Here is a 21,601-nt window from a genome sequence, read left to right on the forward strand (position 1 = left end):
AAATGCGGCCTTCATACCAAGGTATGCGGCGCAATTCGGCTGGCTATGCCGAGCCAAACCGCTACCATCCCTGTCCAGACAACAAGGAGGAGCCCTGCATGTTCGTGAAGTTCACCAGCGTCGATCGCGTTGTGACGGCGGTGAATGCCTCGCAGGTCACCTTCATATCGTCGGTTACCGAGGGCACCCGCATCCGCTTCGGCGAGGGTCGCAGCGTGACCGTGGTCGAGCCGATGGAAGAGGTGATCGACCGGCTCAACCGGACGATGCAGTTCCCCGACGGGACGTTCAAGCTGGACAGCTAGATCCCGCCGCTGCGCACCAGCCCGATGAGCACCCCGGCGGCGATCAGCAGGAACACCGCGCCCACGCCCCATTCGAGCCGGGCGCGCAGCGCGGGACGCTGCATCGCCGCCGCGAGCTTGCTGCCTGCCGCGACGTAGACCGAGCCGATCAGGAAGTCGCAGGTGACAGCGATTGCCGCGAGCACGGCCAGCTGTGGCGCCACCGGCTGGCGCGGATCGACGAAGGGCGGCAGCAGCGCGAGCACGTAGACCAGCGACTTGGGATTGCTCAGCGCGATCGCCAGGCTGTCGCGCAGACTGGCCGATCGTGCGCGGCGCGGCGGCGCGGCTTCGACCGGCCCGCCTTTCCCCGCATCGCGGATCGCCTGCACGCCCAGCCACGCCAGATAGAGCGCGCCGACGACGGCGAGCGCGGTGAAGGCATGTCGCGAAGCGGTCGCGAGTGCGCCGAGGCCGAGCCCGGCCATGACGAACCAGCAGAGATTGCCGATCTGCAGTCCGGCCAGTGCGCCCATGCCCGCGCGTGGCCCGCGCCAGGCGGCCTGGGTCATGACGAACAGCATCTGCGGCCCGGGCACGAGGCTGGTCGCGCCGGTGACGAGCGTGAAGGCGGCGAGGCGGGCGGGATCGAGCATTGCGCCATGCCCTTAGGGCAAGCTGCCGCTGCGGACACCTAGTTTGGCACGCGGGGGCGCTTCGTGCTGACTATTGCGGTTGACCTCGGCCGCCGCCTCGCGGGATGCTTCGTGCCAGGCCGAAAAGGCGGAGACAGAGAGGGAAGCGCCGGTGAGCGAGCATCGCATCGAACTGACCGTCAACGGCCGCCGTCACGCGGCGACGGTCGAGGCGCGCACCAGCCTGGGTGAGTTCCTGCGCGAAGAGCTCGGCTATACCGGCACGCACCTGGCTTGTGAACACGGCGTCTGCGGCGCCTGCACGGTCATGCTGGAGGGGCTGGCAGTGCGTTCGTGCCTGATGCTCGCGGTCCAGGCCGACGGCGGCGAGGTGACCACGGTCGAGGGGCTGGCCGAGGCCGACGGCAGCCTCCATCCGGTCCAGCAGGCGCTGCGCGACAACTACGGGCTGCAGTGCGGCTTCTGCACCCCCGGCGTCGCGATCACGCTCGCGGCGCTCACTACGAGCGGGGCCAAGCCGGAGGTCGAGGACCTGGAGGCCGCGATGTCGGGGCATATCTGCCGTTGCACCGGCTATCAGGGCATCCGCCGCGCGATCCGCCAACTGACCGGAACCGCGCAGCCCGTCGGAGAGCACGCATGAACGCGAACGTCCCGTTCCGCCGCATGGTCGGCAAGCGTGCGCCGCGCAAGGAAGACGCGCGGCTGCTCACGGGGCGCGGGCAGTATACCGACGACGTGCGCATGCCCGGCATGCTCCACTGCGTCTTTGTCCGCTCGCCCGTGGCGCGCGGACGGATCGTTTCGTTCAACCTCGACGCCGCGCGCGATCTGCCCGGCGTCCACGCGATCTATACGCATGACGACCTTGGTCAGGTGCCGATCCAACTCATGACCTTCTTCTTCACACCGATCGCCGCACCGATCTCGCTGCTGGCGAACGGACGTGTCGCCTGCGTCGGCGATCCGGTGGCCCTGGTCATCGCCGAGAGCCGCGCGATTGCCGAGGACGCCGCCGCACTGGTCGAGCTCGAGATCGACGAGGAAACCCCGGTCGTCACGATCGCCGATGCCGCACGCGGTGCGCTGGTGCATCCGGGGACGGAGTCGAACTGCTCGCAGGAAATGGGCGCGGCCGAGATCCCCGAAGCGGTCCAGGCGATGCTCGACAAGGCCGCGCACCGCGTCACCAAGACGGTCCGCCACCAGCGCATCGCCCAGTCGCCGATGGAGGCGCGCGCCTGCGTCGCCTCGTTCGACGGGGCCGAGGAACTGACGATCCACATCTCGTGCCAGAGCCCGCACTTCGTCGCGCGCTATGTCTCGACCGTGCTCGGCGTGCCGCAGGAATCGATCCGCGTCGTCGCCAAGGACGTCGGCGGCGCCTTCGGGCTCAAGAACATGCCTTGGCGCGAGGAGATGGCGGTGATCGTCGCCGCCAAGCTGTTCCGCCGGCCGCTCAAGTGGATCGAGGATCGCTTCGAATCGCTGACCGCGTCGAGCCATGCGCGTGAGCAGGAGATCACCCTGACCGCGGGTTTCGATGCCGAGGGGCGCTTGCTGGCCGCGCACGGCGATTGCAGTATCAACAACGGCGCCTGGCCGATGGGCGAGGACTGCAACATCGCCGTGCACATGTTTATGTGGCCGGCCTACAAGCTGCCCGCCTATTCGTTCCACACGCGCGGCTGGTACACCAACACGATGGGGCTGGGGGGCTATCGCGGCCCCTGGGCGCTCGAATCCTTGATCCGCGAGACCCTGCTCGACGATGCCGCGCGGCAGATCGGCCTCGATCCGATCGAACTGCGCCGGCGCAACCTCGTGCGCTGCGAAGACCAGCCGATGACCACGGGCATGGATATCACGGTCACCGACATCACCCCCTACGAATGCCTCGAGAAGTTGCTGTCAGAGGTCGACGTCGCCGCATTCCGCAAGGAACAGGCCGCGGCGCGGAAGCAGGGGCGTTACCTTGGCCTCGGCGTGACGACCTATGTCGAGCCGACCGCGGTCGCGGGGATCATGACCCCGCTGACGGGCGAGACCGCGCAAGTGCGGATCGAGGCGACGGGCAAGGTCACGGCCATGCTCTCGACCCATTCGCAGGGCCACGGCATGGCGACGACGATGGCGCAGGTCATCGCCGACCGGCTGGGCGTGGCCTATGACGACGTCACCGTGTTCGACAGCGATTCCGCGATCGGCTCCTACAGCCCCAGCGCGGCGGGCAGCCGCCAGGGTGTGATTGCCGGTGGTGCCTCGTGGCGTGCGGCCGAACTGCTCGCCGACAAGGTCAAGCGCATCGCCGCGCATCTCTACAACGCCAGCGTCGAGACGATCACGATCGAGGACGGCATGATCCACATCGCCGGCGCCCCCGAGATGAGCCGGCCGCTGCGCGAGGTCGCCGAGATCGCGCATGGCGAGCCTTTCCGCCTGCCCGAAGGCATGGAGACCGGGCTCGAGGCGCAGTATCGCTATCAGCCGCCGCCGATGACCTTCACCAGCGCCGCGCACGCCTGCGTGGTCGAAGTCGACGCCGAGACGGGCTTCGTCGCGATCAAGCGCTGGGTGTCGAGCGAGGACTGCGGCACGATCATCAACCCGGGCATCGTCGAGGGCCAGATCGCCGGCGGGCTCGCCCAGGCGATCGGCCAGGTCCTGCTCGAGGAGATGCCCTACGACGATCGCGGCAATCCGCTGGCGGCGACGTTCAAGGACTATCTGATGCCGGCCTATACCGACATCCCCGACTTCGAATACCTCCACGCCAACACGCCCTCGCAGACGATCGGCGGCATGCGCGGCGTGGGTGAGGGCGGGGCGATCATCGGTCCGCCGACCCTGGTCAACGCCATCGCCGATGCGCTCGCGCCGTTCGGGCCGCTCGACGTCGCGCTGCCGCTGTCGCCGCCGCGAGTGCTCGAACACATCGAGCGCGCCGAGGCTGCGACGCGGATGGAGGAGGCGGTATGAGCGAAGCCGGGAGCACCGACGCTAAGGCGCTGATCCGCCACTGGATGGCGATCACCGCGATGGGACCGGCCGAGGCCTGGGACGAACGCGTTTCGCCCGACGTGGTCGTGCGGCTGCCCTATGCCCCGCCGGGCGTCGTGCCGGTAATGACCGGCTTCGACGAAGCGCGCGACACGCTCGGGCATCACTGGGGGACCAAGCGGAGCTTCGACTGGGTCGATGTCGAGATCCGCGCCACCGAGGAGCCCGGGCTCTTCGTGACCACCGCGCGGTCGCAGGTGGTGATGGCCAATGGCGATCCCTATGCCAACGACTACGTTATGCTGACTCGTGTGCGCGACGGCCAGGTGGTCGAGCACACCGAATGGTTCAACCCGCTGCCGATCGTGGAATTGCTGGCGGGGCGTTAGGACGCAGCCGGCTTCTCCCCCGCACGCGCCAGCACCAGCGCGGCGGCGACGAGGATCATGCCCGCAAGGTCCCAGGCCCCCAGCGTCTCGTTGAAGGCGAACCAGCCGGCGACGATCGAGACCGAGGGCTGGGTCAGCAGGGTCAAGCCGATGATCAGCGGCGGGAAGTGGCGCAGGGCGTAGACCAGCAGGCCCTGGCCGATGATCTGGCTGCCGAGCGCCAGGGCGAACAGCGGCCACCAGTTGTGCGGCATCACCGTCTCGCCCATCCAGAGCGCGGCGGCGAGCAGGAAGGGAGCGCCGGCGGCGCTCGACCAGAACAGCAGCGACCAGTTGCCGAACTGCGCGCGCTCGCTTTGCAGCAGCAGGATGTAGAAGGCGTAGAAGAACCCGGCGAGCAGGCAGAGCAGGTCGCCGACCAAGGTCTCGGTGCTGATCTCAAGGCTGCGGCCGAACAGGATCGCCGCACCCGCGCTGGCGGCGCCGAGCGCCAGCCATTCGCCGCGGTGCGGCGCGCGGCGCAGCGCGATCACGCCCCAGACCATCAGGATCAGGCTGCCCGAATTGCCGAACAGCGAGGCGTTGCCGAGCCGCGTGCCATGGATGCCGACGTGCCAGGCGGCGAGGTCGGCGGCGAAGAACAGCCCTGCGCCTGCGACCCCGAACCAGGTCCGGCGGCTGAAACCGACGAGCTTCTGCCGGTTGGCCATGGCGAGCAGGAGCAGCAAGGGAAGCGCCAGGGTCAGCCGCCAGAACCCCGTCGCGACCGGTCCGGCATCGGACAGCCGCACCGACCAGGGGCCGAGTGCGAGCGCGAAATTGCCGCCGAGCAGCGCCGCGAGATGCCGCCAGGTCCAGTCGTATCGCGGCGCGGCGGTGTTCTCGTTCATGGCCCGCGGCAAGCCGCTCCGGGCGCGCTATGTCAACCGTTAATCCTTTGAGATCATGGTGTGCCGCGGCTGGACGCACGCGGAATCGCGCGTGTGGCCTCGGCGCGTGCGCGATAGGAGACGATCGATGAAAACCCTATTCCGCCTCGGATTCGCGCCGCTCGCGGTGCTTCTCGCCGCCTTCCCGGCCGATGCCCAGCAGTCACCCGCCGCACCCTATACCGTCGTCGAGACCGGCAAGACCTACAAGCGGCTGCAGGACGCTGTGAACGCGATTGGCGGGCGCACCGGCACGATCCGCTTCATGACCGCGCGTTTCCAGGACTGCGCAGTCCAGGAAGCGGGTGACATCACCTATGTCGCGCAGGAGCCCGGCCAGTCGGTGATCGGCGGCGTCGCCTGCGAGGGCAAGGCGGCACTGGTCCTGCGCGGCCGCTCGGCGCGGATCGAGGGGCTGGTCTTCGCAGACATCCACGTCGGCGACATGAACGGCGCGGGTATCCGGCTCGAGCGCGGCAATCTCACGGTCAGCCAGACCTGGTTCCGCGACAGCCAGCAGGGCATCCTCTCGGCCGACGATCCGCGTTCGACGGTGACGATCGACAAGTCGACCTTTTCGGGTCTCGGCACTTGCGAGGGATCGGGCGGCTGTGCCCACGGGCTCTACATCGGCAACTACGGCGCGCTGACCGTCACGCGCAGCCGCTTCGAGGCGGGCCGCGGCGGCCACTACCTCAAGAGCCGCGCGCGGCAGGTCGCGGTGCTCAATTCGAGCTTCGACGACAGCCAGGGCCAGGGCACCAACTATATGATCGACCTGCCCGCAGGCGCGACCGGGCGGATCGCCGACAACCTGTTCGTCCAGGGCGAGAACAAGGAGAACTGGTCGGCCTTCATCGCCGTCGGCGCCGAGGCCCGCGAGCACAGTTCGAACGGCCTGACGGTCGAGCGCAACGACGCGCGCTTTGTACCCGGCGTGCAGCGCGAAAGCACCTTCGTTGCAGACTGGTCGGGAGACCAACTGGTGATCGGCGCGAACACCCTGGCGGCGGGGATCCTGCGCAACGACCACCGCTGACGCGCTCTTTCATTGCGCATTCAGTCTCTGCCGCCTACCTGGGGCCTATGCTCCGCAGCCTGCCTTCCCTGACGCTCGTCCGCCTTTGGGCGGCCTTGCTGTTGGCGACGATCGGGCTGCAGGCGCTCGACACCGCGCCGCCGTCGCTCGAGCGGCGCAGCGGTTCTGCCTTCTCGGCCAGCACTCAGGAAGTCGCGCTCTACGTGCAGCGTGGCGAAAGGGTGCAGCGGCAGGCCGTGGCCCCGCAGCCGCTGGTGCCGTTCTTCGAGCCGCTGGCAATCGTGGCGACACGCACCGCCGAATTGGCCGTACTGCCGGCACCGCGTCCCGATTCGACGGGACCGCCGGCCTTCGAATTCCGTTCCTGGAACGCTGCCCCGCGCGCACCGCCGCGCGCCTGATCTCTGCCGTCCTGCGCTTTTTGCGCAGGTTTCGCATGCAAGATCAGGATGTTACTCATGGAAGATATGCAGACCGATGCGGCGCGTGCCAAGCGCCGCACGCACATGGAAGCGGCGCTCGCCGACTATCCTAACCTCAGCGAAGAGCGCCTTGCCGCGCTGCTCGGCTGGTTCCGCAAGGAGGCGACCGCGCTCGACGTGGCGATGGTCGCCAGCAATCCGGCCATCGCCGAGCCCTACCGCCGCTTCCGCGCCGAACACATCGACCCGATCTCGGGCAAGGACTGGATCAAGGGCCTGCTGATCGCGGGTCTGGCCGGGCTTCTCGTTCTCGTGATCGTCTGGCGGGCTTTCTGACCGTCTGACGTGGACGGAGCCGGCCTGGACCCCCGGCTTCCGTCCCAACTCCTTCCCGGAATGGGGAAGGGGGCTGTCCCCTGGAGAGTGGCGAGTACCGATCCCCCTGGCGCACCCCTAGCGCCTTCTCGCCCTCCGGCGCCCTTCCGCGCCGCAGCCTCCGTTTCCCCATTCCGGGAGGGTTTTTTAGGTCAGCAGATGCCCCGTGCGGTCGCGCTTGGTATCGAGATAGCGCGCATTGTGCGGGTTGGCCGGCAACTGGTGCGGCACGCGCTCGGCCACGGTCACGCCCTCGGCTTCGAGCGCCCGGACCTTCTCGGGATTGTTGGTCATCAGCCGTATCGCATGGACGCCGAGCAGTTCGAGCATCCGCGCGGCGACCGGGAAGTCGCGCGCCTCGCTGGGAAGGCCGAGGCGGTTGTTGGCGTCGACGGTGTCAAAACCCTGGTCCTGCAGGCCATAGGCGCGCAGCTTGTTGATCAGGCCGATGCCGCGGCCTTCCTGGCGCATGTAGAGCAAGACGCCCCAGCCGCCGTTCCGGGCCTCGTCCGCCATGGCCGCGAGCGCGGCGTCGAGCTGCGGGCCGCAGTCGCACTTGAGGCTGCCGAGAATGTCTCCGGTCAGGCATTCGGAATGCAGTCGGACCAGCGGTGCGCGGTCGCCGTTCTGCTTGCCGATCACCAGCGCGACGTGTTCGCGTAGGTCGTCGGCCGAGCGGAAGGCGACGATCTCGGCATCTTCGGCCGCGGCGACGGGCAGGCGCGCGCGTGCCGCGATCGAGAGCCGCGCGGTGTCCTTCCATTCGGCGAGATCGGCCGCCGAAACCGCCTGGGCCTCGCCGGCGGGAGCCGGATCGACGAGAAAGGCGGGCAGCACGCCGGCCAGCCGCGCCAGTTCCATCGCCGCCTGTGCCGCCTCGGCGTGATCGAGGTGATCGGCGGCGAAAGGCCCTTTCATCGGATAGCGCAGGTCGAGCGCCGGATCGGCGACTGTGCGGGCGATCGGCAGGTCGAACGGCTCGGCCGCGCGGATCAGCACCGGCGCTTCGGGCGCCGCCGCCTCGCGCTGGTTGGCAAGCTTGAGCGTGACCGCGCGCGCCGAGGAAATCAGCATACGCGCCGCGGAAACATCGGCCCCGAAGCCGGTCTCGGCGGGCAACAGCGTGAAGGCGCCGTCCAGCGCGATCGGCCAGCCGTGGCGTAGCGCGTCGATCGCTAGCGCCACGCGCCGGGCGCCCGAAGGTTCGCCGGTGCTCAGAGATCGAACTCCGTGATCAGCGGCACGTGGTCCGAAGGCTGGTCCCAGCGGCGGGTTTCCTCGACGAAGCGGTGACCGGTCGACTGCTTGTCCAGGTCGGGCGAGGCCCACATGTGGTCGAGCCGGCGGCCGCGGTCCTTCTCCTGCCAGAAGGTGCGGTACGACCACCAGGTCCAGTTGCGCTCGGGCGCGGGAATGTGCTTGCGGCCGAGATCGACCCAGCCGTGCGCGTCGGCGAAGCGCTGCAAGGTCTCGATCTCGATCGCGGTGTGGCTGACCACCTTCATCAGCGCCTTGTGATCGTAGACGTCGCAGTCGAGCGGGGCGATGTTGAAATCGCCGACAATCAGGGTCGGGCGGTCGAGCTTGTCGGCCCAGCGGGTCATGCGCTCCAGGAAGTCGAGCTTCTGGCCGAACTTGGGATTGGCTTCGCGGTCGGGAATGTCGCCGCCCGCGGGGATGTAGACGTTCTCGAGGATCAAGCCCTTGCCTTCGCCGAGCAGTTCGACGCCGACGTGGCGGGCCTCGCCGTTGTCCTGCCAGTCGTGGCGGCTGAACTCGCGCAGTGGGATTTTGCTGACCGTGGCGACGCCGTGATAGCCCTTCTGGCCGTGGACCGCGCGATGGGTGTAGCCGGCCTTCTCGAACACCTCGTGCGGGAACAGGTGCTCGGCGCACTTGATCTCCTGCAGGCACAGGACGTCGGGCGCCTGCTCGGCGAGGAAGCGTTCGACCTGCGGCGCGCGCAGGCGGACGGAGTTGATGTTCCAGGTGGCGATCTTGACCATGCGATGGGCTTTAGGGAGCCCGATCCCGGATTTCCAGCCCACTGGCTGAAACTAGGCCGGCTGAAAGCGCGACGGGTTGCGTCGTTCTATGGGGCGGCATCGGGGGAGGCCGACAAAAGAAAACCCTCGTCCCGGGGGCAAGAGGGACGAGGGTTCCTTTGTGCGTTCGTCACGCTTGTCAGAGCGGCCTACCAGGAGGCGCGGGCAACAGGGGGGAAACCCGCCTCAAGCCGCGCTGACACCTGTATATTTAGGGCTTCCGTGCTTTCTGCCAAGTGAACGACTCCCGGAAATCTGTCGCAGTTTGTCGCACCGGGAGAACGAAGTGCGACGACGCGTTGTGGTTCATCGACGAGACGGGGAACGCGGATCGTTCCACTTGAAAGTGTTGTCCGACACCGGCTGGCCGTACTGATGGTTCGACAGGCGGATCGTGGTCCGCTTGTTCTGCGAATCGAGAGCGACCCAGTTGACCAATTCGAGACCGCCCGGTGCCGAAGCCTTGCGCATGAAGATCAGCGTGATGACGCCGTATTCGGGATGCGAACGGTCACGCACCTCGATCGAGATAACGCTGGGGTCGCCGGTCGGCTGGAGCGTGCCATAGCGCGCGACGTCGCGATTGGGATCGAGCAGCGCGCCGAGCGGGCTGTTGGTGATCGGCCAGCGCTGGACCTGGCGGACCTCGTAGTCGATCATGGTCAGCGCCTTGCCATCGGAGACGATGAGCAACGGCACGCCTTGCTGGTACTGGAAGCGGATGCGGCCGGGACGCTTGAGCGTCATCACGCCTGAGACGCGCTGGCCGTTGCGGTCGGTCTGGACGAAGTCTGCGCGCATCGTCGAGATGCCGCGCAGGGCCGCGACGGCCTGGTCGAGCTGATTCGGCTGTGCCTGGGCTTGCGCCGGCTGCGAAACGGGAACGACAGAAACGACGGCGCCGAAAACGACAGGCGCCGCCAAAGCGGCGGCGCAAGCGGTTTTCTTCAAGATATGGATCACACGGTTCATGCACTGCCCTCTATGGTCAGCGCCTTGAACTCGCGCTGAACCTTACTTGATCTTGGCTTCCTTGAACTCGACGTGCTTGCGCACGACGGGATCGTACTTGCGGAACGTCATCTTCTCGGTGGTGTTCCGCGGGTTCTTCTTGGTGACATAGAAGAAACCGGTGTCGGCGGTCGAGACCAGACGGATCTTGACGGTTGCGGGCTTCGCCATGGCGCGTTCCTAAACTTTCATCCAGCCGCACCCGGCGGCACAAAAACGATCAGAGCGGCGAAAGCTCGCCGCCCCGGAAGGCAGCGCCCTTGCGGCAAGGCGGGGCCAGAGTCAAGCGCCAGAGCCGCCTGCGGGCACGAAAAACTATGCGGCGCAGCGGTGCGTCGTGTCGAGATCGGGCGTCCACTCGGTCACGCCGCCGCCGCGCCGCTTGCTCGCATAGAGCGCCTCGTCGGCCAGGCTCAGCAGGCATTCGAGGTCTTCGGCCCCATGTTCGGCCACCACATAGCCCAGGCTGGTCGATATCTCGACGTTCTGGCGCTCGATCCGATAGGGGCGTGCGATGGCGCTGGCCAGGCGACGTGCGAACTGCGCGGCCTCGTCGGCGCTGCCGAGCCCGCGCTGGATGATCGCGAACTCGTCGCCGCCGAGGCGTGCAGCCGTGTCGCTGGCGCGGATCGTACCGGCGATTCGCTTGGCGACGGCGGCGAGCAGCGCATCGCCGGCCGAGTGGCCGAAGTTGTCGTTCACCGGCTTGAAGCCGTCGAGATCGAGGAAATGGACCGCGACGATGCCGGGATCGCTGGCGAAGGCCACGCGCTCGTCGAACCATTCGCGCAGCGCCAGGCGATTGGGCAGTGCCGTCAGGCCGTCCTGCCGGGCGAGCGTCGAGAAGGCCAGGCGGCGGCTTATGCTCTGTACCGCGCGCGCGTTGCGGCGATGCAGGTTGTGGATGCCGCCGATCAGGAAGGCGCTCGCGAGGAGTGCGGTCGCCCAGTAATAGACGTCGGGCTGCATCAGCGCGGCGTTGAGCGGGGGGATGATCGCGGCGAGCATGCTCGGCACGGCGATGCGCGGGCGCAGGGCGATGCAGGTGGCGACTCCGCCAGCATAACCGACCAGCATGGCCATCACCAGCATGTGCACGCCCGGATGCGACAGGCTCATCGCGTAATAGCCGAACATGCCGAGCACGCCGGCGAAGGCAAAATAGGCGATCGCGAAGCCGCGTTCGAGCAGGCGCGCGCGTTCGATGGAGAGATCTGGCGCTTGCGCTTCGCCTTTGAAACGGAAGACGAAGATCAGTCTCGCCACCGTGGTGATCGTGCCGATCGCGACCAGGATTGCCAGCAGCGGGTTCCGGGTTTCCCAAGCGATCAGGCTGCCGACGACGAGAAAGCTCGCCGACATGATGACGGCGGGCGCGGTCTCGGCGAAAAGACTGCGGATCAGCTCGACCTGGAGCGAGTCCTGTTGGTTTTGTTGCGGCATAGCGTCAATACGGCACCAAATACTGCGCCGGATGCGACCCCAACGCTGACTGGCGCGATTAAGTGAGCCGCCGTTTATAAAGGCTGAACGGGTGTACGGGTCAGACCCGGGCGGTCTCGGTCAGGCGACGTGCACCATCCACCAGGAAATCGGTGTCCTTCCCCGCCAGGAGAAGGTCGTATCCCTCGGCGAACATCTGCGCCGCGGTGCGTCCGGGAAGCAGGGTCGAGGCGAGCAGCTTGCCCGAAGCGCGGATGCGCGCGGCGGCGTGTTCGATCAGCCCTTGCAGTTCGGCATCGTCGAAGCGGTTGAGCTTGCCGATCGAGGCCGACAGGTCGCGCGGGCCGAGCAGCAGCATGTCGACCCCGTCGACCGCGCAGATCGCATCGACGTTCTCGACCGCGCGCGCGGATTCGATCTGGGCAACGAGCAGGCGACCCGTTTCGACCGCCGGCTCGTAGTAGCCGCCGTCGATGCCATAGCGTGCCGCGCGCAGGCCCGCGCCGGCGCCGCGGTGGCCGTGCGGCGGATAGCGGCAGGCGCGGACGAAGGCTTCGGCCTGTTCGGCGGTGTCGACGCCCGGATAGACGATCGCCTGCGCGCCATTGTCGAGCAGGCGCTGGGCATAGGCGAGTTCGCCGTGCGGCACGCGTACCATCGACAGGGTGCCGCTGCCCGCCAGGGCGCGGTCCTGCGCGACGAAGTCGGCGAGGCCGCCGCTGCCGTGTTCGTGGTCGATCATCACCATGTCGAGCCCAGCATGGCCGAGGATCTCGGCGACGTCAGGCGAGGGCAGCAGCACGACGAGGCCGAGTTGCTTGTTGCCGCTCAGGAGACGCTGCTTGAGGGAATCGCCGGTCATCGGAGGCCTTTCATTGCTGGCACCGCCTTGGCGCCTCGATCGGCCGCGATCAATCTCTCCTTGCGGGGCATGGTGGGCTTGGGGATAGTCGCACCATAACCGGGAGCGGACACATGAGCGATTTCGTGGCGGCGGAAGCCGGCATCCGTCAGTTGCACGAACGCTATACCGATGCGGTCTGGCGCCAGGACTTCGACGCTTTCGCCGAATGCTTCACCGAGGACGGCGAGTGGCGCATATCGGGCATGGTGCTCCAGGGACGCGCGCAGATACGTGAGACGATTGCGGCAATCCTGTCGCGCTTCAACCGCGTGCTGATCAGTTTTCGCACGCCGATCCTGCAGGTTGGCGAGGGCGTTGCCTCTGGCCGCACCTACATCGACGAGCGCTGCGCCTGGAAGAACGGCGATACCAACATTTCGATGGGGCTCTATTATGAGCATTTCGTCGAACAGGACGGCCGTTGGCTGTTCGACTGGCGGCTGTTCCAGATGCTCTACCGCGGCGATCCCGATCTGACGGGGACGTTCTACGACTTTCCCGACTACGGCCCGCCGCCGGGCATGCCTCCGCGCGACGCGCTGCCGGCGGACACCGCGACGGCGCGGTGGGGGCTCAAGGTCTAGACCGAGATCGCCCCGCGGTCGGGTGCGGCCTCGCGCTCGCGGGCATAGATCTCGGCGGTCGACAGCAGCAGGTCGAGATCCTCGCGGCTGATGTCGAAGTTCTCGTGCAGGTCTTCGAGCGCGCGGTCGATGTCCTCGGCATGGAAGCCGGCGGCGACGCGCACCGTGTCGCGATCGTCGGCGGGCAGCGCTGCTTGGTGCGGATAGGAATGGGCGCTGAGCCGGTGGAAGAACATCGCAAGCGAGACCAGCGCGATCGAATTGATCGCCACCGGCGCGAAAGCGAAGCCATAGCCGGCGGCGTGGATGCCGGGGCTGCCGATCACCGCGGTCAGCGCCGCCGCGCCGCCCGGCGGATGCAGGCAGCGCAGGACCGACATGACGAGGATCGCGCTACCCACCGCGAGGCCTGCGGCCAGCGCCGGGTCGGGGACGTGGCGGTAGACCGCGACGCCGACCAGTGCCGAAACGGTGTTGCCGCCGACGATCGGCCAGGGCTGGGCGAGCGGACTGGCGGGTACTGCGAAGGCGAGCACCGCCGAAGCGCCGATCGGCGCGACCAGCAGCGGCAGGTCGGCGACGGGAAGGGGGATCTGGGCGCAGAGGATCGAGGTCAGCAGGATGCCTATCAGCGCGCCGATGCAGGCCACCACGCGGTCGCGCCAGTTGGCGCCGGCGAGGAGCGGCCGAAAGATCTGCATGTACGAAGCCACCCGAGATTGCCCGAACTGATGCGCACCTAGGGAGCGGTTCGGGCGATCTCAAGCAAGCTTCTCTTTCAGGCTTCCTTCCAGACCACGGCCAGGTCCTCGCGGAAGGCGAAGCGGACGAGGTGACGGATCACCACGTCCTTGAGCTGGGTCAGCTGCGACCCGTCGGGCGACGTGAGTTCGAGGCGGAGGCGTTCGTCGTCGGCGCGCAGGTCGCAGTCGCCGATCGAGAAGCTGATCTTGCCTGCCGCCGGATCGAAGGTCACCGGCAGCTTGTGGGCGAAGTGCTTGCAGAGCTGCTGGAGATAGCGGCTCGCGCGCGGGGTGACGATTTCAGCGTGACTGTTGGTCATGGTCGATCCTCAGAGCTTGCCGATCTTCTGGGCGGCCTCGTCGATCGCGGCGGCGATCGCCTCGATCGTGGCTTCGTCGTTGGGGCCGCTGGTGAGCCGCATGCGCAGCGCCGTCTTGAGGTTGTGCATGGCGCGCATGACCTGAAGGCTGCGACCGCGGCGGCCTTCGCCGTCGTGCCCGCCGCGGCGGAACAGTGCATCGGCAGCGTCCTGGTTGGCGGCGAGGAAGGCCTGGCCTTCGTCGGTGATCGCATAAGACTTGCGTCCGCCTTCGGGCTCGACTCGGGCATAGCCCGAATCCTCGAGCCAGGAGAGCGTCGGATAGATCACGCCGGGGCTGGGCGTATAGGCGCCGCCGAAGCGGTCCTCGATCGTCTTGATCAGCTCGTAGCCGTGTGCCGGTGCCTGGGCGATCAGCGCCAGAACGAGCAGGCGCAGTTCGCCATAGTCGAACAGGCGTCCGCCGCGGCGTCCGCCCTCTCTGTCGCCAAGGCGGGTGTGGCCGCCGTGCCGGCCGAAGCCGCCACGCATTTCGCAGAAGGGGTGATCGTGGGTGAAGTGGCGGCCCATGCCGCGATGTCTGTGTTTCATCATGGGAAGAGATCTATATCGCGATATATCGAAAATCAAGATATATCGAGAATAATTCTTGATAGGTCGAAATCGTGGGGATTCAGTCGGCCGCTTCGTAGACCAGCAGCACGTTGCCGGGCAGCTTGGAGGCGTAGCCGTAGCCCGAGCTGACGATCAGGTTGCGTCCGTGGAAGATCGGTGCGGCCCCGCCGCCGATCGCGCCGCCTCTGGCCGCGACGGCGTTGACCGTCGGAAAATCGCGGACCGTGTCGATGTCGAGCAGGAGCTTGCCGTCCGCCGTGCCGTAGATCCGCAGGTGGCCGTCGTCGGCGCCGGCGGCGACGAGTTCGGGCGTGGCGGTGATCGCGCTGCCGAAGCCGGGATCGCAGCCGGCCCGGCCGGCGCAAGTGTCGGGTGCGAGCGCGCGCCAAGCGAAGCTGCCGTCGCCGAGGTCGAGTGCGTGGAGTCCGGGACTCGCAGGATGATCGTGCGGCTGTCCGTCGGCGCGATCGGTCACGGGCACGAACAGGCGTCCGTCGACCGCTGCCATGCCGAAATAGATTCCCGCGCCCACGCCGCCGCGGCCGACGCGCTGGCGCCAGACGAGTTTGCCGTCATCGGGATCGACAGCGAAGGCCCAGCCGGACTTCTGCCCGGCGATCACCAGTTCGCGCCCGTCGCGCGTGCGGGCGAGCACCGTGGCCGCGCCAAAGCCATAGTCTGGTCCTTGCGGATTCGGGCAGGCGTCGCTGGTCTTCGAGAAGCAGGCGACGTTCCACATGTCTCCGGCCAGCGCCTGATAGTGCCAGCGGATCCGGCCGGTCTTCAGGTCCATGGCGATGATCGCGTCGCTGAGCTCGGTGGCGGGGGCCGAATAGTTGTCGCTGCTCGCCACGGTGAGCTGGCCGCGCCTGGCATCGATCGCGGGGCTGTTCCACACGGCAGCACCCGCCGGCCCGAGCCGCTCGATGCCTTGGGCATTGGTCGCGCGCACGGTGGCGGCCGGCCCAAGCCAGGTGCGCCAGATCTGCTTTCCCGTCGCCGCGTCGAGCGCCAGGACCGAGCCGCGGAACGAACAGCAGGCGTAGTTCGGCGCGGCCGCCGCGGCCTCCTCGATCGACGAGACCGGGACGAACAGCGTGCCGTCGTGAAGCGTCGGCGCCGCGGTCAGCGTGGCCGATGGATGGCTGTCGGCCACGACCTTCCAGACCAGCGTTCCCGCCAGCAGGTCGATGGCATAGGCATTGCCCGAAACGTCACCGAAATAGAGACGTGGCCGGGCCTTGGTGTCACCGGCGCGCCAGGGGGCGACGACGATGCCGGTGCGCACTTCGGCGTCGGCTTCGAACCGCCAGCGCAGGCAGCCCGTCGCACGATCGAGCGCATAGACGCCGCCGTTGTGGCTGCCGACGAAGATCGCGCCGGCTGCGATGGCGGGCTGCGAGCGGGCGCGGTTGGCATCGGGGAAGCCGAAAGCCCATTTGAGCCGCAGGCTTCCGACGTTGCTGCGGGTGATCGCGGTGGCATTGGCCGGTACGGCGTGGCTGTTCGCGGCATCGAGACCCCAGCCCGAAAACGCGGGCGGTTCGTTCAGGTCAAAGCTTGCGTGGGTAGCGTCGCAGCGCCGGAGCGCCGCGTCGCTCGGCGGTACGAAAGCGCGTCCGGCAAGATACTCGGCGACCTGGATTCTTTGAGCATCGGAAAGCGCAGAGCCCTGTTCGCGCATCACGCCGTCGCTCAGCGCCCGACGGATCGTCGCGGGAGTCAGGTCTTGCAGCGCGCGGCGCTGCGGCGCGCGCTCGACCCCGGTGTCGTGACAGGCGGCGCAGGCCTGCTTGTAGATCGCGGCGCCGGCAGCAAAGCGGCTATCGGCCTCGGCGGAAAGGCCGGTCCAGTCGCGCGGGTGCTGTTCGGGAGGAGGTGCTGCCGCGTAGGTGCTGAGGGGCAGCATAAGGCACAGCGCTGCCGCGAGCAGCAGGATGATGCTTCGAAAGGATTGCGAAGCGGCGTCCCTCGAAGGCGCGCGCACGGCTCCATCGTATTCGATGCGTTCGGCCATGATCTGTTTCTCCCGCCCGGTAGCCTACCGGGCGGGATCGCCGCGTCAACCGATGCGAAAAGACCATCCGGGCGGTTTCAGGCCGGTTCGAGCGCGCGCTCGGGCTCCGAGCGGCGCGTTGCACTCTGCACGGCGGCGAGGAACTGATCGGTGGCGCGTTCCCACGAATAGCGCGCGCCGAACACGGCCGCCGAGGTGCGGTCGAGCCGCAGGGCCTTCTCGATCGCCAGGGTCAGGTCGTTCTCGACCGCGGCGATCGTGAAAGGCATGTCGTCGGCGACGCCGCGGCCGTTGTAGCCGAGGATGTCGAGCGGGCCGGCGACGGGCAGGGCAGCAACCGGCAGGCCCGAGGCAAGTGCCTCGATCACGACCATGCCGAAGGTGTCGGTCATGCTCGGGAAGACGAAGCAGTCGGCGCTGCGATAGGCGGCGGCCAGGTCTTCGCCCGACAGCGCGCCGAGGAAGACGACGTCGGGATAGCGGCTGCGCAGTTCCTCGAGCGAGGGGCCGTCGCCGACGACGACCTTGGTGCCCGCGACCTTGGCGTCGAGGAAGGCCTCGAGATTCTTCTCGGGCGCGACGCGGCCGACGTTGAGCATGATCGGTCGCGGCAGGTTGGCGAAGGCGGGGTGATGATCGCCGGTCGGGCGGAACAGCCAGTGGTCGATGCCGCGCGTCCAGGGGCGCGTCTGCTCGATGCCACGCCCGGCCAGTTCGGCGCCGAGGCGTTCGGTCGCGACCATTACCGCGCGGCTCGGCGCGTGGAAGCGCTGCATGATCGGCCAGAAGCGCTCGGCGCTGATGCCCGTGCGGACCGCCGCATATTCGGGGAAGCGCGTGTGGAAGGCGGTGGTGAAGGGCACGCCGCGTGCCAGGCACCAGCCGCGCGCCGACCAGCCGATCGGGCCTTCGGTCGAGATATGGACGACTTCGGGCTGGAAGGCGTCGAGCATCCGGCGCACGCCGAAGCGCGGCGCCATGGCCAGGCGGATCGACGAATAGCCGGGCATCGGCACGGTCAGGAAGCGCTGCGGCGTGATCAGCTCTACCTCGTGGCCGCGGCGGTCGAGCTCTACGACCGTGGCCGAGAGCGTGCGGACCACGCCGTTGACCTGCGGGTACCAGGCGTCGGTGGCGATCGCGAGTCTCATGCCGGAATCTCCATGTTCTGGCCGGCGCTTTCGGCGCCGGCGGCCGCGGTCTCGCGCGCCCAGTCGATGATCGTGATGTGGCCGGCGAAGTCTTCGGCCAGGGCCGTGCAGCTCTCGACCCAGTCGCCGTCGTTGTAATAGGTGATGCCGCCGATCTGGCGGATCTCGGCGCAGTGGATGTGGCCGCAGACGATGCCGTCGAGCCCGCGATGGATCGCCTCGTGCGCCACGGCTTCCTCATAGGAGCCGATGTACTGGACCGCGTTCTTGACGCGCTTCTTCATGTAGGACGACAGCGACCAGTAGGGCAGCTTCAGCCGCCGACGGATCGCGTTGACCCAGATGTTCGAGCGCAGCAGCAGCGAGTAGGCCTTGTCGCCGAGGAAGGCGAGCCACTTGGCGTAGAGCACGACGCCATCGAAGCTGTCGCCGTGGGTGACCAGCAGCTTGCGACCGTCGGCGGTCTCGTGGACCGCTTCGAGCGCGAGTTCGACCCCGCCGAAGGTCATGCCGGCATAGGAGCGCAGCATCTCGTCGTGATTGCCGGCGATGAACACCACGCGCGTGCCGCGGTGCGCCATCTTGAGTACGCGGCGTACGACCTCGCTGTGCGCGTCGGGCCAGTACCAGCCCTTGCGCAGCCGCCAGCCGTCGACGATGTCGCCCACGAGATAGAGCGTCTCGCACTCGATCGAGCGCAGGAAGTCCACCAGCATGGTCGCGTTGCAGCCGCGCGTGCCGAGATGGACGTCCGAAATCCACACCGTGCGGTGCTTGCGCTTGGGGCGGAACGAGCGGGGATCGGGGAAGTCGAGCCACTTGGGGATGTTCCCCGAAGTGCTGGTCTTGCGACCCTTGGTTTCGACCAGGCCGCCTTCATCAAATAGCATCGGATATCCTTTGCCAAATCTGGCTTGCGGATAGTCGCGGTAGGTTGCGTGCGAATGACAGGGCGGTTGCACTTCAATTACAGCCGCGGATGGACTGTGTCGCGAATGCGATCACCGGCAGTGCGGATAACCCGTTGCTTCGCAAATACTGCGCGATCGCTCTGTGGAGGGCGAGGCTACTGAGCTGCGGTCTATCTGGCCTGCGCGTGCGCTTTCTTGGGCGCGTCATCGAACCGTCATGTATGCGTCACATGACTTCGGCATGACCCGCGCGTGAATGGCAGGGGCGTGCGGATGCGTCACATTGATATCTTACTGACGAACGACATCGAGGGCGGCATTGCGCCCTTTCGCCACGGCGAGTTGGAAGCGGTGTTTCACCGCTGGACGAACCTTGGCGAACTGCCGCTGCTCGAAGGCGCGCTCTGGGCTTTCGTCGACTGGGTCCTGCCCGATATCTCGGGGCTGGAGCTGTGCCGGCGGCTGCGCTGCGATCCGCTGACCGCGCAAGCGCACATCACCATGATCCTCGACGAGGACGACCAGGAATCGCGCCGCCGCGCGCTGCGCACCGGTGCCGACGACTATATGGTGGGCCCAGTCGATCGCGCCGCGCTGCTTGACCGCGTGCTGTCCTTGCAGATGCGCGATCACGATGCCGGCGCGCTGCGCGCGGTGACGCTCGGCCATCTGACGATCGACCTCGCTGCCTTCCAGGCGCGCTGGCAGGGCAAGCCGATCCCGCTGATGCCCAACGAATTCCGTCTGCTGCGCTATTTCGTCGAGCATCCCGGGCGCGTGTTCACGCGTTCGCAGCTGATCGCTGCGCTCGGCAAGCAGGAGCCGCCGGTCGACGAGCGCACGGTCGACGTCTGGATCGGCCGCTTGCGGCGCGCCTTGCGGGCTGCCGGTGCGGGCAATCCGCTGCGCACGGTGCGCTCGCTGGGCTACGTCTTCGACTCGCTCTGAGCCCGCACAGGAGGTGGTGGATCGCGCGCGGGAAACGGCGCGCGACGACTTGTCCACAAGTCCCTAGACGATGGTCTGAACCCGCGGTCCGAGCCATGGACTCGGTGCGCGATCCGGCATAGTCCGGCCTCGTTACCGCAACGAAAATCGCGCTCGGGCCTGCCGGATTGATCTGGCAGGGGTGGCTCCTTGCGACCTTCGCAAAGCGCGGTGGCGTTCCCCCGGGGAGTTCCGCTTCCCCACCTTCACTCTGGCCGACGGTATTGCCCGTGATCGAAACCGAGCGTCTCATTCTCCGGCCCTACACGACCGAGGATTTCGCCGCGTATTGGGCGATGCTGTGCGAGCCGGTCGACCGCTTCCCGTCGCGCCAAACGCTGTCGCAGGAAGACGCCTGGCAGCGCATTCTCGCTGCGGCGGGGCATTGGGCGATGTTCGGCTATGGTCTGCTCGCCGTGGTGGACAAGGCGACCGGGGACTATGCTGGCGAGACGGGCCTCGTGAATATGCAGCGCGACATCGGTGAGCACTTGTCCAGATGCGACGAGGCCGGCTGGTACCTGACGGCGCAGGCCCGCGGTCGCGGCTTGGGGCTGGAAGCTGCGCAGGCCGTACACGGTTGGTATGCCGCCCGGTTCGCCGGCCGGCGAACCTACTGTATCGTCGACAGCGCAAACACACCGTCGCTGAACCTCGCGATCAAGCTGGGCTACGAAGCCCGTGATCTGCGGTCCTGCGGCAATCAGGAACTCGTGATCTTCGAGCGCAGCGGTGCCAAGGGTACGGCGCGCTTCTATCACGCGCCGAGCCAGTCGGCCGCACTGCACTGAACGGGTCCTCGGACGAATTCGGCTGCGAGCCGGGCGCTCACCAGATCTCGGCGAGCGTCTGGCTGACCGCGCGGGCCCGCCGCTTGCGCTCGACCGCGAGTTCGGCCTTGTAGAGCATGGCCAACTGGTGGTGGGCGATGGCCATGTCCTGGTTGGGCGTCTCGCGCGCCAGGCGTTCTTCCTGGGCGATGCGTCGTTCGAAAGTGCTCATCTGTGCTTCGAGCATGTGATCTGCTCCTCTTCCCGCACCGCTTTGTCGCCCGTCCGCAAGTCAATGTGATGACAGAAAGGGTGTAGGCTTAGCCCCTTGCGACCTGGCTGCTCTCGAATACGGCCAATTGTGCGGCGAAAGCGCGCTGATAGGCCGGGCGCGCCTCGCCGCGGGCGATGTAGTCGGTGAGGTTGCGATAGAGTTCGAGAAGGCCCGATCGTTCGAGACGACGCAGGACCGTGATCATGAGCAGGTCCGCGGCGCTGAAGCCGCCGTCGAGCCATTCGGCTTCGCCGAGGTGGGCCGAAAGCTCGCGGAGCCGAACATGGACGCGGTCGTCGAGCATGGTCTGGCGATCACGGTACCAGGGTTTGTCCTGCTCGAAGAGTTGCGCCATCGTGCACTCGACGATCGGCGGTTCCAGAGTGTTGAGTGCCGCGAACATCCAGCCGATAGCACGAGCCCTGGCGTCGGCGTCGTCGGGCAATAGGCCGGCATGGCGCTCGGCGATATGCAGCACGATCGCGCCCGATTCGAAGAGCGCGAGATTACCTTCTTCGTAAGTCGGAATCTGTCCGAAGGGATGCAGCGCCAGATGTGCGGGCTCTTTCATCGCCGCGAACGACAGTAGCCGCACCGCATACGGCAGCCCCACTTCCTCGAGCGCCCAGCGCACGCGCATGTCGCGCGCCAGGCCGCGGCCGCGATCGGGTGAGCTTTCGAATGCAGTGATGGTCACGGTCATCGGCGGGCTCCGGGCTTTCCGCTACAGGC

The 21,601-nt window shown here is 67.5% G+C and carries 26 protein-coding genes; 10 read left to right on the top strand and 16 right to left on the bottom strand.

Annotated elements, in window-relative coordinates; all coding sequences use genetic code 11:
* The first annotated feature begins 98 nt into the window (after positions 1-98).
* Complete coding sequence (locus OLX23_RS12010; protein WP_264445234.1) at positions 99-305, top strand: hypothetical protein; 207 nt, start codon at positions 99-101, stop codon at positions 303-305.
* On the opposite strand, the gene OLX23_RS12015 is transcribed toward OLX23_RS12010, so the two are convergent.
* Positions 302-940 (bottom strand): LysE family translocator, encoded by a 639-nt coding sequence (locus tag OLX23_RS12015; protein WP_264445235.1) that lies wholly within the window; start codon positions 938-940, stop codon positions 302-304. The two genes, OLX23_RS12010 and OLX23_RS12015, sit on opposite strands and share 4 nt — an antisense overlap.
* A 151-nt stretch (positions 941-1,091) precedes the next feature.
* On the opposite strand from OLX23_RS12015, the gene OLX23_RS12020 reads away from it, so the two are divergent.
* From OLX23_RS12020 to OLX23_RS12030, 3 genes are read left to right on the top strand one after another with little or no spacing between them, the layout of a single operon-like run.
* Positions 1,092-1,583: a (2Fe-2S)-binding protein gene (locus OLX23_RS12020; RefSeq protein ID WP_264445236.1), complete on the top strand. Its 492-nt coding sequence runs from the start codon at positions 1,092-1,094 to the stop codon at positions 1,581-1,583.
* Entirely contained in the window at positions 1,580-3,919 is a 2,340-nt protein-coding gene (locus OLX23_RS12025) for a xanthine dehydrogenase family protein molybdopterin-binding subunit (protein ID WP_264445237.1), read from the top strand. Before OLX23_RS12020 ends, OLX23_RS12025 begins: the two co-directional genes overlap by 4 nt.
* Complete coding sequence (locus tag OLX23_RS12030) at positions 3,916-4,329, top strand: nuclear transport factor 2 family protein (protein ID WP_264445238.1); 414 nt, start codon at positions 3,916-3,918, stop codon at positions 4,327-4,329. The genes OLX23_RS12025 and OLX23_RS12030 overlap by 4 nt, the downstream gene beginning before the upstream one ends.
* On the opposite strand, the gene OLX23_RS12035 is transcribed toward OLX23_RS12030, so the two are convergent.
* A complete protein-coding gene (locus tag OLX23_RS12035; protein ID WP_264445239.1) occupies positions 4,326-5,219 on the bottom strand; it encodes a DMT family transporter in 894 nt (297 codons plus the stop codon). The two genes, OLX23_RS12030 and OLX23_RS12035, sit on opposite strands and share 4 nt — an antisense overlap.
* Before the next feature lie 127 nt (positions 5,220-5,346).
* On the opposite strand from OLX23_RS12035, the gene OLX23_RS12040 reads away from it, so the two are divergent.
* Genes OLX23_RS12040 through OLX23_RS12050 form a run of 3 tightly spaced genes read left to right on the top strand, consistent with a single transcriptional unit; the run spans position 5,347 to position 7,055 of the window.
* The gene (locus tag OLX23_RS12040) at positions 5,347-6,297 is read left to right on the top strand and encodes a right-handed parallel beta-helix repeat-containing protein (protein WP_264445240.1); all 951 of its coding nucleotides are present in this window, start codon (positions 5,347-5,349) and stop codon (positions 6,295-6,297) included.
* A gap of 47 nt (positions 6,298-6,344) precedes the next feature.
* Positions 6,345-6,698, top strand: coding sequence for a hypothetical protein (locus OLX23_RS12045; RefSeq protein WP_264445241.1), 354 nt, complete (start codon positions 6,345-6,347; stop codon positions 6,696-6,698).
* Positions 6,699-6,755: 57 nt separating this feature from the next.
* On the top strand, positions 6,756-7,055 hold the full coding sequence (locus OLX23_RS12050; protein WP_264445242.1) for a hypothetical protein: 300 nt from the start codon (positions 6,756-6,758) through the stop codon (positions 7,053-7,055).
* A 186-nt stretch (positions 7,056-7,241) separates the two neighbouring features.
* Here the strand turns inward: OLX23_RS12050 and ribA are convergent, their stop codons facing one another.
* From ribA to OLX23_RS12080, 6 genes are all read right to left on the bottom strand, one after another.
* Positions 7,242-8,279, bottom strand: a complete 1,038-nt coding sequence (gene ribA, locus OLX23_RS12055) for a GTP cyclohydrolase II (protein WP_264445243.1) — start codon at positions 8,277-8,279, stop codon at positions 7,242-7,244.
* Between the two features lie 29 nt (positions 8,280-8,308).
* The gene (locus OLX23_RS12060; RefSeq protein WP_264445244.1) at positions 8,309-9,100 is read right to left on the bottom strand and encodes an exodeoxyribonuclease III; all 792 of its coding nucleotides are present in this window, start codon (positions 9,098-9,100) and stop codon (positions 8,309-8,311) included.
* Between the two features lie 345 nt (positions 9,101-9,445).
* Positions 9,446-10,111: a LolA family protein gene (locus OLX23_RS12065; RefSeq protein WP_264445245.1), complete on the bottom strand. Its 666-nt coding sequence runs from the start codon at positions 10,109-10,111 to the stop codon at positions 9,446-9,448.
* A 42-nt stretch (positions 10,112-10,153) separates the two neighbouring features.
* Positions 10,154-10,321, bottom strand: coding sequence for a 50S ribosomal protein L33 (gene rpmG, locus OLX23_RS12070; protein WP_086490179.1), 168 nt, complete (start codon positions 10,319-10,321; stop codon positions 10,154-10,156).
* A gap of 144 nt (positions 10,322-10,465) precedes the next feature.
* Entirely contained in the window at positions 10,466-11,593 is a 1,128-nt protein-coding gene (locus OLX23_RS12075; RefSeq protein WP_264445246.1) for a GGDEF domain-containing protein, read from the bottom strand.
* Between the two features lie 100 nt (positions 11,594-11,693).
* Positions 11,694-12,455 (bottom strand): HpcH/HpaI aldolase family protein, encoded by a 762-nt coding sequence (locus OLX23_RS12080; RefSeq protein WP_264445247.1) that lies wholly within the window; start codon positions 12,453-12,455, stop codon positions 11,694-11,696.
* Between the two features lie 113 nt (positions 12,456-12,568).
* On the opposite strand from OLX23_RS12080, the gene OLX23_RS12085 reads away from it, so the two are divergent.
* On the top strand, positions 12,569-13,081 hold the full coding sequence (locus OLX23_RS12085) for a YybH family protein (RefSeq protein ID WP_264445248.1): 513 nt from the start codon (positions 12,569-12,571) through the stop codon (positions 13,079-13,081).
* Here the strand turns inward: OLX23_RS12085 and OLX23_RS12090 are convergent.
* The 6 genes from OLX23_RS12090 to OLX23_RS12115 form a co-directional block, all read right to left on the bottom strand.
* A complete protein-coding gene (locus OLX23_RS12090; protein ID WP_264445249.1) occupies positions 13,078-13,782 on the bottom strand; it encodes an HPP family protein in 705 nt (234 codons plus the stop codon). The genes OLX23_RS12085 and OLX23_RS12090 overlap by 4 nt on opposite strands.
* A 77-nt stretch (positions 13,783-13,859) precedes the next feature.
* Complete coding sequence (locus OLX23_RS12095) at positions 13,860-14,144, bottom strand: DUF2218 domain-containing protein (RefSeq protein WP_264445250.1); 285 nt, start codon at positions 14,142-14,144, stop codon at positions 13,860-13,862.
* A 9-nt stretch (positions 14,145-14,153) separates the two neighbouring features.
* Entirely contained in the window at positions 14,154-14,738 is a 585-nt protein-coding gene (locus tag OLX23_RS12100; RefSeq protein ID WP_264445251.1) for a PadR family transcriptional regulator, read from the bottom strand.
* A gap of 79 nt (positions 14,739-14,817) precedes the next feature.
* Entirely contained in the window at positions 14,818-16,776 is a 1,959-nt protein-coding gene (locus OLX23_RS12105; protein WP_264445252.1) for a PQQ-binding-like beta-propeller repeat protein, read from the bottom strand.
* A 77-nt stretch (positions 16,777-16,853) separates the two neighbouring features.
* The gene (locus tag OLX23_RS12110) at positions 16,854-17,927 is read right to left on the bottom strand and encodes a glycosyltransferase family 4 protein (RefSeq protein WP_264445253.1); all 1,074 of its coding nucleotides are present in this window, start codon (positions 17,925-17,927) and stop codon (positions 16,854-16,856) included.
* Complete coding sequence (locus OLX23_RS12115) at positions 17,924-18,817, bottom strand: UDP-2,3-diacylglucosamine diphosphatase (protein ID WP_264445254.1); 894 nt, start codon at positions 18,815-18,817, stop codon at positions 17,924-17,926. The genes OLX23_RS12110 and OLX23_RS12115 overlap by 4 nt, the downstream gene beginning before the upstream one ends.
* Before the next feature lie 294 nt (positions 18,818-19,111).
* Between OLX23_RS12115 and OLX23_RS12120 the strand changes: the two genes are divergently transcribed.
* Complete coding sequence (locus tag OLX23_RS12120; RefSeq protein WP_264445255.1) at positions 19,112-19,786, top strand: response regulator transcription factor; 675 nt, start codon at positions 19,112-19,114, stop codon at positions 19,784-19,786.
* A 269-nt stretch (positions 19,787-20,055) separates the two neighbouring features.
* Entirely contained in the window at positions 20,056-20,616 is a 561-nt protein-coding gene (locus OLX23_RS12125; RefSeq protein WP_264445256.1) for a GNAT family N-acetyltransferase, read from the top strand.
* 37 nt (positions 20,617-20,653) lie between these two features.
* Here the strand turns inward: OLX23_RS12125 and OLX23_RS12130 are convergent, their stop codons facing one another.
* Together OLX23_RS12130 and OLX23_RS12135 are read right to left on the bottom strand one after the other, a co-directional pair.
* On the bottom strand, positions 20,654-20,842 hold the full coding sequence (locus tag OLX23_RS12130) for a hypothetical protein (RefSeq protein WP_264445257.1): 189 nt from the start codon (positions 20,840-20,842) through the stop codon (positions 20,654-20,656).
* 73 nt (positions 20,843-20,915) lie between these two features.
* Positions 20,916-21,572, bottom strand: coding sequence for a glutathione S-transferase family protein (locus OLX23_RS12135; RefSeq protein ID WP_264445258.1), 657 nt, complete (start codon positions 21,570-21,572; stop codon positions 20,916-20,918).
* Positions 21,573-21,601: the final 29 nt, after the last annotated feature.

The sequence above is a fragment of the Novosphingobium sp. JCM 18896 genome (assembly GCF_025938095.1).
Lineage (GTDB): Bacteria > Pseudomonadota > Alphaproteobacteria > Sphingomonadales > Sphingomonadaceae > Novosphingobium.

What these genes read in the sequence shown, in the direction of transcription:
- OLX23_RS12010 (WP_264445234.1), top strand. Translation starts at nt 99, where the DNA reads ATGTTCGTGAAGTTCACCAGCGTCGATCGCGTTGTGACGGCGGTGAAT.
- OLX23_RS12015 (WP_264445235.1), bottom strand. Translation starts at nt 940, where the DNA reads ATGCTCGATCCCGCCCGCCTCGCCGCCTTCACGCTCGTCACCGGCGCG.
- OLX23_RS12025 (WP_264445237.1), top strand. Translation starts at nt 1,580, where the DNA reads ATGAACGCGAACGTCCCGTTCCGCCGCATGGTCGGCAAGCGTGCGCCG.
- OLX23_RS12030 (WP_264445238.1), top strand. Translation starts at nt 3,916, where the DNA reads ATGAGCGAAGCCGGGAGCACCGACGCTAAGGCGCTGATCCGCCACTGG.
- OLX23_RS12035 (WP_264445239.1), bottom strand. Translation starts at nt 5,219, where the DNA reads ATGAACGAGAACACCGCCGCGCCGCGATACGACTGGACCTGGCGGCAT.
- OLX23_RS12040 (WP_264445240.1), top strand. Translation starts at nt 5,347, where the DNA reads ATGAAAACCCTATTCCGCCTCGGATTCGCGCCGCTCGCGGTGCTTCTC.
- OLX23_RS12045 (WP_264445241.1), top strand. Translation starts at nt 6,345, where the DNA reads ATGCTCCGCAGCCTGCCTTCCCTGACGCTCGTCCGCCTTTGGGCGGCC.
- OLX23_RS12050 (WP_264445242.1), top strand. Translation starts at nt 6,756, where the DNA reads ATGGAAGATATGCAGACCGATGCGGCGCGTGCCAAGCGCCGCACGCAC.
- OLX23_RS12060 (WP_264445244.1), bottom strand. Translation starts at nt 9,100, where the DNA reads ATGGTCAAGATCGCCACCTGGAACATCAACTCCGTCCGCCTGCGCGCG.
- OLX23_RS12065 (WP_264445245.1), bottom strand. Translation starts at nt 10,111, where the DNA reads ATGAACCGTGTGATCCATATCTTGAAGAAAACCGCTTGCGCCGCCGCT.
- rpmG (WP_086490179.1), bottom strand. Translation starts at nt 10,321, where the DNA reads ATGGCGAAGCCCGCAACCGTCAAGATCCGTCTGGTCTCGACCGCCGAC.
- OLX23_RS12075 (WP_264445246.1), bottom strand. Translation starts at nt 11,593, where the DNA reads ATGCCGCAACAAAACCAACAGGACTCGCTCCAGGTCGAGCTGATCCGC.
- OLX23_RS12080 (WP_264445247.1), bottom strand. Translation starts at nt 12,455, where the DNA reads ATGACCGGCGATTCCCTCAAGCAGCGTCTCCTGAGCGGCAACAAGCAA.
- OLX23_RS12085 (WP_264445248.1), top strand. Translation starts at nt 12,569, where the DNA reads ATGAGCGATTTCGTGGCGGCGGAAGCCGGCATCCGTCAGTTGCACGAA.
- OLX23_RS12090 (WP_264445249.1), bottom strand. Translation starts at nt 13,782, where the DNA reads ATGCAGATCTTTCGGCCGCTCCTCGCCGGCGCCAACTGGCGCGACCGC.
- OLX23_RS12095 (WP_264445250.1), bottom strand. Translation starts at nt 14,144, where the DNA reads ATGACCAACAGTCACGCTGAAATCGTCACCCCGCGCGCGAGCCGCTAT.
- OLX23_RS12100 (WP_264445251.1), bottom strand. Translation starts at nt 14,738, where the DNA reads ATGATGAAACACAGACATCGCGGCATGGGCCGCCACTTCACCCACGAT.
- OLX23_RS12105 (WP_264445252.1), bottom strand. Translation starts at nt 16,776, where the DNA reads ATGGCCGAACGCATCGAATACGATGGAGCCGTGCGCGCGCCTTCGAGG.
- OLX23_RS12110 (WP_264445253.1), bottom strand. Translation starts at nt 17,927, where the DNA reads ATGAGACTCGCGATCGCCACCGACGCCTGGTACCCGCAGGTCAACGGC.
- OLX23_RS12115 (WP_264445254.1), bottom strand. Translation starts at nt 18,817, where the DNA reads ATGCTATTTGATGAAGGCGGCCTGGTCGAAACCAAGGGTCGCAAGACC.
- OLX23_RS12120 (WP_264445255.1), top strand. Translation starts at nt 19,112, where the DNA reads ATGCGTCACATTGATATCTTACTGACGAACGACATCGAGGGCGGCATT.
- OLX23_RS12130 (WP_264445257.1), bottom strand. Translation starts at nt 20,842, where the DNA reads ATGCTCGAAGCACAGATGAGCACTTTCGAACGACGCATCGCCCAGGAA.
- OLX23_RS12135 (WP_264445258.1), bottom strand. Translation starts at nt 21,572, where the DNA reads ATGACCGTGACCATCACTGCATTCGAAAGCTCACCCGATCGCGGCCGC.